The organism is Psychrobacter sp. CMS30 (assembly GCF_904846565.1).
GTDB classification, from domain to species: domain Bacteria; phylum Pseudomonadota; class Gammaproteobacteria; order Pseudomonadales; family Moraxellaceae; genus Psychrobacter; species Psychrobacter maritimus.
Window position 1 is genome coordinate 24,119 of the sequence record NZ_CAJHBF010000007.1, and the last position, 12,373, is coordinate 36,491.

General features: G+C 41.6%; 10 protein-coding genes. 9 read left to right on the plus strand and 1 reads right to left on the minus strand.

Annotated elements, in window-relative coordinates; genetic code table 11:
- The first annotated feature begins 212 nt into the window (after positions 1 to 212).
- Both JMX94_RS05210 and JMX94_RS05215 read left to right on the plus strand, forming a co-directional pair.
- Positions 213 to 1,169 (plus strand): epimerase, encoded by a 957-nt coding sequence (locus JMX94_RS05210; RefSeq protein WP_201563853.1) that lies wholly within the window; start codon positions 213 to 215, stop codon positions 1,167 to 1,169.
- A 256-nt stretch (positions 1,170 to 1,425) separates the two neighbouring features.
- Positions 1,426 to 2,508 carry a metallophosphoesterase gene (locus JMX94_RS05215; protein ID WP_201563856.1) on the plus strand — a complete coding sequence of 361 codons (1,083 nt, stop codon included), beginning with the start codon at positions 1,426 to 1,428 and terminating at the stop codon, positions 2,506 to 2,508.
- Positions 2,509 to 2,674: 166 nt separating this feature from the next.
- On the opposite strand, the gene JMX94_RS05220 is transcribed toward JMX94_RS05215, so the two are convergent.
- Positions 2,675 to 4,156, minus strand: a complete 1,482-nt coding sequence (locus tag JMX94_RS05220) for an alpha/beta hydrolase (RefSeq protein ID WP_201563859.1) — start codon at positions 4,154 to 4,156, stop codon at positions 2,675 to 2,677.
- Positions 4,157 to 4,663: 507 nt separating this feature from the next.
- Between JMX94_RS05220 and grpE the strand changes: the two genes are divergently transcribed.
- The 7 genes from grpE to JMX94_RS05255 all read left to right on the plus strand — a co-directional run bounded on the left by grpE (position 4,664) and on the right by JMX94_RS05255 (position 12,270).
- Positions 4,664 to 5,293 carry a nucleotide exchange factor GrpE gene (gene grpE / locus JMX94_RS05225; protein WP_201563861.1) on the plus strand — a complete coding sequence of 210 codons (630 nt, stop codon included), beginning with the start codon at positions 4,664 to 4,666 and terminating at the stop codon, positions 5,291 to 5,293.
- A gap of 253 nt (positions 5,294 to 5,546) precedes the next feature.
- Positions 5,547 to 7,490 carry a molecular chaperone DnaK gene (gene dnaK, locus JMX94_RS05230; protein ID WP_201563864.1) on the plus strand — a complete coding sequence of 648 codons (1,944 nt, stop codon included), beginning with the start codon at positions 5,547 to 5,549 and terminating at the stop codon, positions 7,488 to 7,490.
- A 332-nt stretch (positions 7,491 to 7,822) separates the two neighbouring features.
- Entirely contained in the window at positions 7,823 to 8,365 is a 543-nt protein-coding gene (locus JMX94_RS05235; protein WP_201563866.1) for a porin family protein, read from the plus strand.
- Positions 8,366 to 8,603: 238 nt separating this feature from the next.
- A complete protein-coding gene (locus tag JMX94_RS05240; RefSeq protein ID WP_201563869.1) occupies positions 8,604 to 9,152 on the plus strand; it encodes a porin family protein in 549 nt (182 codons plus the stop codon).
- 186 nt (positions 9,153 to 9,338) lie between these two features.
- Positions 9,339 to 9,812 (plus strand): NfeD family protein, encoded by a 474-nt coding sequence (locus tag JMX94_RS05245; protein WP_201563872.1) that lies wholly within the window; start codon positions 9,339 to 9,341, stop codon positions 9,810 to 9,812.
- A 21-nt stretch (positions 9,813 to 9,833) separates the two neighbouring features.
- Positions 9,834 to 10,694 (plus strand): SPFH domain-containing protein, encoded by an 861-nt coding sequence (locus JMX94_RS05250; protein WP_201563875.1) that lies wholly within the window; start codon positions 9,834 to 9,836, stop codon positions 10,692 to 10,694.
- A 199-nt stretch (positions 10,695 to 10,893) separates the two neighbouring features.
- Complete coding sequence (locus JMX94_RS05255; RefSeq protein ID WP_201563878.1) at positions 10,894 to 12,270, plus strand: esterase-like activity of phytase family protein; 1,377 nt, start codon at positions 10,894 to 10,896, stop codon at positions 12,268 to 12,270.
- Positions 12,271 to 12,373 lie beyond the last annotated feature (103 nt).

The window sequence follows — 12,373 nt, forward strand, 5'->3', positions numbered from 1 at the left end:
ATCGATTTTTTATAATAACTGCTAACCGGCAGTAATTCATCTTATCCTTTTTACCCATTTATCACTGACCATTTGAATCTTTTATATAGCTAAAATCCTTCTTTATACCCCACTTTAGGCTAAATTTTAGACCTACAATTAACGTCTTGTTTTTATAGCAGGTTTTTTGTCACACTGACAAAAAGGTGGGATAAATATAAGGATAAAAACCAATGAATATTCTAATCAGCGGTGGCTCAGGATTCTTAGGTAGCGCGTTTAGTGAAGCCGTTATCAAGCGCTATCGCAGTGAGAATAAGGAAGTGCATATTATGTGGCTGACCCGTGATAGTAATCAGCCACATCCTATCGATATTAAGATGATGACTTATGATGAGCTGACGAAATCCGATAAAAGCTTTGATGTCATTTTAAATCTAGCGGGCGCAGGGATTGCGGATAAGCGTTGGAGCGCTGCACGTAAAGAGCAACTGCTTGCCAGCCGTGTACAGCCTACCGAAGCGTTACTTGCTTTTATAGCGCGTAGTAGCACTAAACCTAAGCTGTTGGTTAGCGGTTCAGCGATTGGTTGGTATGGCGCTCAAGGTGATAAGCCTTTAATTGAGAGCAGTGATTTTAATACTGATTTTTCGCATAAACTATGTGACGATTGGGAACAGTTGGCATTGAAAGCTACCGATTATGGCGTTCCTGTTGCTATCGTGCGCACCGGTGTCGTTATCCATCCTGAGGGCGGCATGGTTAGTAAGTTATTAACACCCTTTAAAATGGGCGTTGGCGGTCAATTGGCTAATGGTAAGCAAATCATGAGTTGGATCAGCCGTGAAGATTGGGTAAGGGCAGTTATTTTTATCATCGAGCAGCATCTTACGGGTCAGCGGCAAGCTCAGTTAAATAATACGAGCAATACTTTAAACACAGCAAGCGATACGCCAGCCGTGGTCTATAACTTAACCGCGCCTAACCCTGTGACCAATCGTACTTTTACCAAGACGCTTGGCGCGTGGCTGCATCGTCCGACGTTTTTTACTTTACCAAAATTTTTATTAAAATTGATATTTGGTGAAATGTCGACCTTGCTGATTGATGGGCAAAAGGTGTTGCCACAAGCATTACTCAATGCAGATTTTAAATTCAAACAGCCAACCCTTAAGCAAGCGTTAGAGTAGAAAGTATAAGCAGCAACTATAAAAAGTGAGTAGCGAAAAAATTATCTCTTAAATATAAGACGTATCAAATGACATAAGGCATTGTTTCATGTGAAACAATCTGCGCCTTAAAATAAGCTGACTTTTCGATAAACGTTTTGTATAACTGTGATTTCTTTTAAAACCTTTATACAGTTTCAATAAACAATCATGCTGTCTACAACAGGTAAGAATATTGGCGTACTATAAGCCCGTCTTTGTCTGATTCAATTTTATTATGTGGCTTTTTATCATCCTTACCCAGCTGCTCGCGATGATGAGTAGCGGGATATTGTACTGGTTCATCAAACCAAAACAGCGCTTGGCTAAGACTGCTTTAGTCTTAAGCATTTTTGTCATTAATAATGCTTTTCTTATTTACGGACTGAGTGAGTTTTGGCATGAGCGCTTCCATGTCTACTTGGTTGCCAGTATTTTACAAGGCTTTATGTTCTATGCAGGCTTAATAACCGCTGTCATTACCTTAGTTTATGTCTATATCCTGAAGCAAAAATACCATCCAATTCTCATGAGAGCCGTTGCTGCTGTGATTTATGCTGGTCTTGTAGGTCTAGCAGTATTTAATGCTTATTCGCCTGTCGTACATCACTTGGAAGTAACGACAGATAAGCCACTCAATAAACCAATGCAGATAGCTTTGGTGTCTGATACTCATTTAGGTAGATGGTTTGGCAATCGGCAGATAGATAAGATGGTCAAGCTGATAGGTGTCCAAAGTCCAGATGTGGTGGTTATCGCGGGCGATGTCATGAATGATTCCACGGCTGCTTATGACAATACCAATATGCATGAGCATTTATCAAAACTAAGAGCGCCGCTCGGTGTCTATGCTACTTTGGGCAATCACGATTATTCAGGTAATCAAGTTGCTATTGCCAAAGCAGTCGAGCGGGCAGGTATTCAAGTGATTGATAATAAAAGTGTCTGGTTGGATGACTCAGTATTGCTGATAGGGCGTTCGGATGAAACCGATCCTGCACGCCCTGCCGCCACAGAGTTACTTAGTGACGTGAGGGCGGATAAACCGGTGATATTTTTAGAGCATAGCCCTGCCGATTTAGCACAAATAAAAGGCTTGCCCATTGATTTACATTTATCAGGGCATACCCATGGTGGGCAGATATTTCCTTTAACGACATTGCTAAAATGGTTCACGCCACTGGTTTATGGCGCCAAACAACTAGAAGGCGCGCAGTTTTTGGTGACTTCAGGCTATGGTATCGGCGCGGTGCCATTTAGATTGGGTACGCGTTCTGAGATTTGGCTAATTACTTTGACAGGTCAAGCTGATTCACAGTAGCTGATTCATAGTAGCTGATTCATAGTAACTGATTCATAGTAACTAGCCGTTATGGTTATCCGTACTTTTTATCTATCTTTTTCCAATTGTCAGTTAATGCTAGCTTTTAGCTTGTTTTAATAGCTACCCGTATTTAGCCCGTAACCCACAGCCATTATTCAGCTATTCACGCAGCCACTAACTCTTGGGTGCTGATGACCTCACGTACAAAGCTAGAAAAACCATTAATAATATGATGCGTTTCTTGTCCAAGCCCTTGATGGACGCTCATAAAATGGATAAATCCATGTGGTGCGCCATAAACAGTATAGGTTTCGACCGCAACACCATGGCTTTCTAACTGCTTAGCATAAGCAAAAGCTTCATCCCGCAAGACATCTAATTCGGCCGCGACGATATAAGTAGGGCAGATATGGCTATTGTCGCCAAGCATAGGTAAAGTCAAGATATGCTGGCGCGGTAACGGGCTGTTTTCCAAACACGCGGCGTCGAATACCGCCACATCGGCATGATCTAGTAATAAACCCTCGCCATATAACTCCCAGCTAGGATAATCATTTTCAACATCCGTCACAGGATACAGAGGCATTTGTGCCATGGGTGATGGCATGCTCTGCAATATCTCAAAAGTTTTTTGCCCACTAATACCCAAATCTTGCCATGCTTCTGCCGTTGGGGTGATGACTTGTTGAGCAACCATGGTTGATAACCCGCCGCCCGCACTATCACCTGCCAGTACAATACGCGATGGTAATGCGCCAAATGCTTGGCAGTTTTCAGCCAACCATCCATAAGCAGCAATACAATCTTGTAACGCTGTCGGTGCAGGATATTCAGGTGCTAGGCGATAATCAACACTAACCACCGGCCAGCCCGTTTGCTCACAGACGGCATGACAGAATTCATGATGGGTGTCGACATCACCGATACAAAATCCACCACCATGAAAAAATAACATCACAGTTTCATCGGGATTGCGTTTCGGTTTCTTTTTAAAGCCAAAGCCTGTTGCACTTACTTGTTTTTGATAGCAACGAATGGTCATGTCACCATCATCAGCATTGGCAATGGTTTTGTCTTCCCACTCTACGGTAGGGCTATCTTTTTTGACAAAGGGTTTAATACTGCTAAATAAGGTAGAGCTTGGCTGCTGCCAAACGTTTGGCGCTTGCATCGCAACGACGTCGGCTGCAAAGCGTTTACGCAATTCGACCATGTCTACAAGGTGTAATGGCGTTTTAAGCTTGCTATTGACTGCAAGGATTAAACGTAAATGGGCATCGACGTGTTCGTATTGCTTAGCGGTCGGTCCATCCAAATAGCCGACCAAGCTTTCTAATACTGACTCTGGTAAGCAGCCGATGCCTTTCATAGCGTAATGCAGTAGGTGCGGCTGATAGCTGGTCATTAGGTTATGATAAAGCACCTTATCTTTGATGGATAATGGCTTATCCTCAGCGCTGGTTACAATCCCTGCATTCTTTATTGGCAAAGTCGGTAAGTTTTCTGGTTTACGGCTTTTTAATGAGCTACTTGATGCACTATCACATAGATTTTCAGGCTTTTCTTGAGCCAAAGCGGTCAGGTTAAGTGACCTCACTGCTTTATTAAGTAAGGTGTTGATTGATAATACTGTTGAATTAGGCATAACACCTCCTATAAATGATAGATAATATTTGCAGCCATCATATGATAAGTGGAAATAAAGTTGAGTATTCTTTGGTAATGGTTTAGGACTGAATAGTAATTTATTTGGAATAACTGACGGTGTTTTGTTGGTTTTGTTAGCGAAATTAACCACTTATTGACGATAAGCGTAAAGGTAAGGCGGTCATTTTAGGGCATAGTTGGTAGGTATTATCCCGACATTAATGAATATCGAGAAAAATTCCTCAGATTAGGCTTGAAATTTGCCCTCATCACCTTTATCAAGCAGCTATCAGAAGAGGTTAAAAAAGCGATTGCTAAAAATCCGTGAGTGATAAAAAAGTGAGTGATAACGGCTAGATGATTGTTAAAAGCCGATAAACCTATTAAGTAAGCAATGGAGAAAAACACAGTTTGGCTAGTCAGTAGCCGCTTTATTTCGTTTTTCAATCCATCATTATTATGTTAACAACCCCATTAATAATTATATCCCTATTAAGGAGCTATCATGAGCGAGCAGAATAATAACCACGAATCTAATGAGCAAAACATGCCACATGACAATGTCTCACACGACAACGTTTCGCACGATAATGTCGAACACGACGACAGTATTTTAAATGAAACCTTGCAAGAATTTGATCCACAAAATAATTCAGGTGCAGAGAGCACGATTGCAAACGATATCGATTTAGATACGTTTAAAGCGCGTATCGCTGAGCTAGAAAGCGAAGTCAAGCAAGCCAAAGAAGGCACCGCTCGCGCCAATGCCGAAGCGTATAACGCGCAAAAACGCATGGAACAAGAAGCCGATAAAAGCAAAAGATTCGCGCTGCAGAAATTCGCCAAAGAGCTATTAGAAGTAGTCGATAATTTAGAGCGCGCCATCGAAAACGCCCATGCAGATGATCCTGTTACCGAAGGGGTAAGATTGACTCATAAAGCGTTGTTAGATGTATTGAATAAAAATGGCGTTGAAGTCGTCGAGCCACAAGGCGAGAAATTTAATGCTGATTTGCATGAAGCGGTCGGTATCGATGCCGATGCGCCAGCCGATACAGTAGGTACGGTCTTGCAAAAAGGTTATAGCTTAAACGGTCGTCTGTTGCGCCCCGCGATGGTACGCGTTGGTCAGTAGCAATCAAATATAGAAGATTTAAGGTATTAGTATTTAAAAAATAAGTCTTTAATTGTACTAAACCCTATTATTAATGGGGCTTTACACAAAAAATCACACAAAAGGCAATATTTAGTAGTGGATTGACTTGAAAAAACGAAGCCTTAAACCGATATAAAGCAACAAGTGACCGACTAGATGTCGATAGTTTTCATAATCTAGGGTCTGATGATATAGATATTTTTATTTAAAAATAAATTAGGAGCAATTAATTATGGGTAAAGTAATTGGTATTGATTTAGGTACAACTAACTCATGTGTGGCAGTGATGGAAGGTGATAAAGTTAAAATCATCGAAAACGCTGAAGGTACACGTACCACGCCATCGATTGTCGCTTATAAAGATGACGAGATCCTTGTTGGTCAGTCAGCCAAGCGTCAAGCGGTCACCAACCCAAACAACACCCTATTTGCCATTAAGCGTCTGATTGGTCGTCGTTTTGATGATAAAGTCGTGCAAAAAGACATCGGTATGGTGCCTTATAAAATCGCCAAAGCTGATAACGGTGATGCGTGGGTAGAAATCAACGGTAAAAAATTAGCGCCACCACAGGTTTCTGCTGAAATCTTGAAAAAAATGAAAAAAACAGCCGAAGACTATCTTGGTGAAGCCGTTACTGAAGCTGTTGTTACTGTCCCAGCTTACTTTAATGACTCACAGCGTCAAGCAACCAAAGACGCCGGTAAAATTGCCGGTCTTGATGTAAAACGTATTATTAACGAGCCAACCGCTGCAGCACTTGCTTACGGTATGGATAAAAAGCAAGGCGATAGCACCGTTGCTGTATATGACTTGGGTGGTGGTACTTTTGACGTATCAATCATCGAAATCGCTGACGTCGATGGCGAACAGCAATTTGAAGTACTAGCAACCAACGGTGATACATTCCTTGGTGGTGAAGACTTTGACTCAGCGCTAATTGATTTTTTAGTAGCCGAATTCAAAAAAGACCAAGACGTCAACCTAAAAGGTGACTCTCTTGCGATGCAGCGTCTAAAAGAAGCGGCAGAAAAAGCGAAAATTGAGCTATCAAGTGCCCAAAGCACGGAAGTGAACTTGCCATATATCACTGCCGATAGCAGTGGTCCTAAGCATTTGGTTGTCACTATCAGCCGCTCAAAACTTGAGAGCTTAACGGAAGAATTGGTACAACGTACCATGGGTCCTTGTAAAACAGCTCTAGAAGATGCTGGTCTAAAAATCGGCGATGTCGATGACGTTATCTTGGTAGGTGGTCAGACTCGTATGCCTCTGGTACAGCAAAAAGTACAAGAGTTCTTCGGTCAAGAGCCACGTAAAGACGTCAACCCTGACGAAGCAGTTGCCGCTGGTGCTGCGATTCAAGGTGCGGTATTGTCTGGTGACAAAACTGACGTCCTATTGCTTGACGTAACGCCATTGACGCTAGGTATCGAAACAATGGGCGGTGTTATGACGCCAATCATTGAGAAAAACACCATGATTCCGACTAAGAAATCACAGGTATTCTCAACGGCAGAAGACAACCAACCAGCAGTCACCATTCAGGTTTATCAAGGTGAGCGTAAAATCGCTAACCAAAATAAACAGCTCGGCCGTTTTGACTTGACCGATATTCCACCAGCACCACGTGGTCTACCACAAATCGAAGTGACTTTTGACATCAACGCTGACGGTATCATGAATATCTCAGCGAAAGATAAAGGTACTGGTAAAGCACAAAGTATCCAAATTAAAGCGGATTCTGGTTTGTCGGACGAAGAAGTCGAACAAATGGTGCGTGATGCCGAAGCGAACGCTGCTGAAGACGAGAAATTCGCTAACTTAGCACAAGTTCGTAACGAAGCAGATGGTCGTATCCATGCGGTACAAAAAGCACTGAAAGACGCCGAAGATAAAGTGACTGAAGATGAAAAATCAACAGTAGAAACAGCTATCTCTGAGCTTGAAGCAGCGGCTAAAGAAGACGATCATGACGAAATCAAAGCCAAGCTTGAAGCGTTAGACAATGCCTTCTTGCCAGTTAGCCAAAAGATTTATGCAGATAGTGGTGCAGGCGCAGAAGGTATGGATCCAAACCAGTTCCAACAAGGTGCGGACAATGCTGGCAACAGCAACCAAGCTGATGATGACGTCGTCGATGCTGAGTTTACTGAAGTAGACGAAGACAAAAAATAAGCCAGATTAAAAGCTAAAATTGACGTCTGATTTATCATAAAGAACGCACCTTTCGAGGTGCGTTCTTTTATTTTGCAAACTTAGCTCGGGCTAATGAGTAGGAAGTATTACCCAAAACTGATGGTTGTAACAAAAGATTTCATATATCGGCCTTTGTAACCCGAGTGCTGACAAACACTTGCAAAACTTAACTTTCTTACCATTAAACACTGACAGAGTCTTTGACATAGTTTGTTACTATGTATACATCGTTAGCAAACAAGGCGATATGGCTAAAAAAGCCCACATAAATAAATAACTTGTTTGTCCAAATTGATTTTAAGGAGCTACATATGAAAACTCTACAAAAAACTCTACTTGCACTAGCCGCTGGTTCTTTAGTAAGCATGGGTGCACAAGCAGCTGTATCTTATGGTAACGGCTATACTGGTCAACCATACGTCGGTGTAAAAGTCGGTCAGTTTGACTTAGACGTAGACGGTGCTGATAAGCCAACAGCTTATGGCGTATATGGCGGTTATAACTTTGATCCTAACTTCGGTATTGAAGCTGAATACGTAGGTTCAGATGATGCTGATTACTATAACGGTGATATCGATGCTAAATCTTATGGCGCATACGGTACTTATCGCTATCAGTTCCCTAACACTGGTTTATATGCCAAAGGTAAGTTAGGTGTGGCGAAAACTAAGGTAGAAGGTAACTATTTAAGTAGTAATAGCAGTCGTAACACCTACTCAGATAGCGATACTAGTCTAGCTGGTGGTGTAGGTCTTGGATATTCAGTGAACCCTAACTTCAGCGTTGAAGCTGAATATGACAAATTAGGTAGTGATGCTGATCTTATGACCGTTGGTGCACAACTTAAATTCTAATTATTTGAATTTTAAGTTCTTTAATTAGCAATAGCCTGAATAGTTAGTAAAATAAAAAACGATCACTTCGGTGGTCGTTTTTTTATGCGAAAAGAAAAAGTGCTGTAAGCGTCATTAAAAAAACGAGCATTACTAAAATTGTTCTGTTAGTATTGCGCGTTCAACAATAGTCTAACTAATTTGTACGCCTTGTAATACCCATCCAGACTGCATTTTAGTTTATTTAACAGGAACATATATGAATACTTTACAAAAAGCTTTGATCGCATTATCAGTTGGTTCTTTACTGAGTGTGAGTGCTCAAGCAGCAGTTAATTATGCAGGTCAGCCGTATGTTGGTGTTAAAGTTGGTAAGTTTCTGGTAGATACTGATGGTTTAGATGATCCTACTGCTTACGGTATTTATGCGGGTTATAACTTTGATCCTAACTTTGGTGCCGAAATTGAGTATGTAGGCTCTAGTGACACTGATATTGAGACGGGTGTTAGGGGTGTTAATGCTGAATACAACCTTAAAACTTATGGCGCCTACGGCACCTACCGTTATCAATTCCCTAATACTGGTCTATACGCTAAAGGTAAACTGGGATTTGCTAAAGCTGAGATTGATGTTTCTGCCAGCAATGTTTTAGGAGGCTCTGTTAGCGAAAGTGATAGCGATAGCGGTCTTGCTGGTGGTATCGGTTTAGGTTATAACTTTAACCCTAACATGAGCCTTGAAGCTGAATATGACTATGTTGCTGAAGATATTGCGCTATTAACTGTTGGTGCACATTTCAAATTCTAGTATGAGTTTAGAGTTTTAGCTTTGATATTTTCAAAGTTAAATCAGTTAAATAAATAAAAAACGATCACTTCGGTGGTCGTTTTTTTATGCGTATAACTTTTAAGGCGCTGTTTGATAACAAAATGTGCTACATTGAAAGCTAGATTGGCAAGAATAGGGGATATGACAATAATGGAGATGCTTTGGATGATTGAACCTTGGCACTGGCTCGTATTAGGCTTTGTGCTGCTGATCGTCGAGATGTTTGTACCGACGTTTGCCAGCCTTTGGTTTGGGGCAGCCGCTATTATCGTTGCCGCCCTCTTATGGTTAATACCTATCCCTGTCTCCGTCCAAATCATTATTTGGTTGGTACTTTCGGCTATCTTTTTAGTAGCGTGGTTTAAATTTATCAAACCCTTGTCTGTCGATCGCACCAAAGCGGGATTGGGCGGCAGTGTGATTATCGGTGAGACTGGTATGATTATCGTCGCGCCGCAACCTGAGAGAGCTGGTATGGTACGTTTTAGCGTGCCTATCGTTGGTGCTGCCGAATGGATGTGCCGTACCAGAGGCGAGCAAGTAGCGGTTGGTGATCGGGTGATAGTGACAGATATCGTCGGTAATGAGCTGATTGTCAGTACGATGACATCGCAAGCGGTCATTAATAAAAATAGTTAAGCAGAATAATAGGGGTGGAACATGGAAAGTTTTAGTATTGTGATGGTGGTATTGATTGCATTGGTGGTATTTACAGTGTTTAAAGGGGTGCGCATTGTCCCACAAGGCTATAAGTGGGTGGTGCAGAGACTGGGTAAATATAGCCAAACCTTAGAGCCTGGACTCAATATTATTATTCCTTATGTTGATAATGTCGCTTATAAAGTCACAACCAAAGACATCGTCCTTGATATTCCCTCACAAGAGGTTATTACCCGAGATAACGTGGTGATTATCGCCAACGCCGTTGCTTATATTAATATTGTCCGTCCTGATAAAGCCGTTTATGGTATTGAAGATTATGAGTATGGTATTCGTAATTTGGTACAGACGTCTTTGCGCTCAATCATTGGTGAGATGGATTTGGACAGCGCTTTATCAAGCCGTGATGAAATCAAAACAAAGCTAAAACACGCCATCTCAGAAGATATTGCTGATTGGGGTATTACCCTGAAAACGGTAGAAATCCAAGATATTAACCCTTCGCAGACCATGCAAGCATCAATGGAAGAGCAAGCGGCGGCAGAGCGTTTACGTCGTGCGACCGTGACCCGTGCTGATGGTCAAAAGCAAGCGGCTATCTTAGAGGCTGATGGTCGTTTGGAAGCCTCACGCCGTGATGCTGAAGCGCAAGTGGTATTGGCGAAAGGTTCAGAAGAGTCTATTCGCCTTATTACCGCGGCGATGGGCAAAGAAGAAATGCCGATTGTGTACCTATTGGGTGAGCAATATATTAAGTCGATTCGCCAGTTAGCAGAATCGGATAACGCAAAAATGGTGGTATTACCCGCTGATATTTTAAGCACTATTAAAGGTATGGTTGGCGATAAACTTAAGGTTTAATCAAGCATATTTTAAGCTGTTATAGAAGTAACTCTTAAAAGTAGCCAGCGAGTAAAAATAGTCAGTGAGCGTTTTACGTGCTGGCTATTTTTTTAACTTTAATTTATCCCTAATCATGTCAGTGGTTTTTAGCGTACGATGTTCTTGTTGTTTAATAATAAAAATACGCCTATAAAATAAATGTATAAGGAAAATAATAATGACCAAGCAAGATATGAATGCTGTAATTATTGCTATAAATGAATTTGCGCAAGGCAGCCCATTGCCTTATACCGTACTTGATGCGACGCATATTAATGCCGCTTATCCTGAGCAGAAGTTAGAGATTCGTGGCGGCGGCTACGGTTCAGATGCGGCGGCACATCCAACCAATGCCAATCAATTTTATGCCCTTACCGATCGTGGTCCTAATGCAGACTTTGATGGGATTGCTGGTAAAGGTAAGCAGTTTCTTGTGCCAAATTATACGCCGTCTATTGGATTGTTTGAATTGCAAGCTGACGGCAAAATTATCAAAGTAAAAGAAATACTGCTTAAAGACAGTCAGGGCAAACCCATCTCTGGGTTACCGAATCCAAAGGCACTGGGCGGCACCAATGAAGTACCTTATGATATCGATGGGCAGCCGATGACCGTTAACCCAAATTTACCTTTTGATGCGGTGACCAATCCGATTAAAGCCGATATCAATGGTTTAGATCCTGAAGGGCTAGCGGCGCTGCAAGATGGTAGTTTTTGGGTCAGTGATGAATATGGTCCACACCTTGTGCATTATGATGCCAATGGAATAGAGATTGCCCGTATCAATGCCTTTGCTAGTGATGAGCGTAATAATGTAATTATCAATGGTAAGCAGGTTCTGTTACCGACAGAATTTACCAAGCGTCGTGCCAATCGCGGTATGGAGGCATTGACGATGACGCCAGACCAAACGACATTGGTCGGTATCATGGAGTCCTCTATGGACAATCCTGATAAATCAGGGCGTCTGTCTTCTTTGGTGCGTATGGTGACGATCAATTTGGTTTCGGGGCAAATAACCCAGTATCTATATCGATTAGATAAAGCGGAGCACGTGACTTCTGGCATCGTGGCCGTGAGTAGTCATGAGTTTTACTTAATTGAACATGATCGTAAATTCCCACTCCAAGATAAGTCAGCGCAAAAACTAATCTACAAAATAGATATCGCGCAAGCAACAGATATCGAAACTATTCTAAATGATGAGAATGTTAAGCAAGATGAAACGCTTGGCTTGCTAGTCAATGGACAAACGCTTGAGCAGTTGATTGCAGTAGACGAAAAAAACTGGCAAATGCTTGAGAAGATAAACATTACGCCTGTTAAAAAAACTTTGGTTGTCGATGTGTTAGCTACTTTAGATTATCCGCACGATAAGCTTGAAGGCTTATGGTTACGGCAAGATGGCTCATTAGGTTTGTTCAATGATGATGATTTTGCCATGACTGATTCAGAGACAATGAACCCAAAAAGCACGGTTGAGCAAAAGTATCTCGATAAAGATAAAACGATAGAAGATGCCAATCGCTTATATATCGTGATGCCGACTGAATAGAGTAGCGTGATTTTTCGTAACTACTTATTCTTAACTACTTATTCTTACTACAGACAATAAAAAAGACCTCATACAAGTGAGGTCTTTTTTATTGTTAAATATT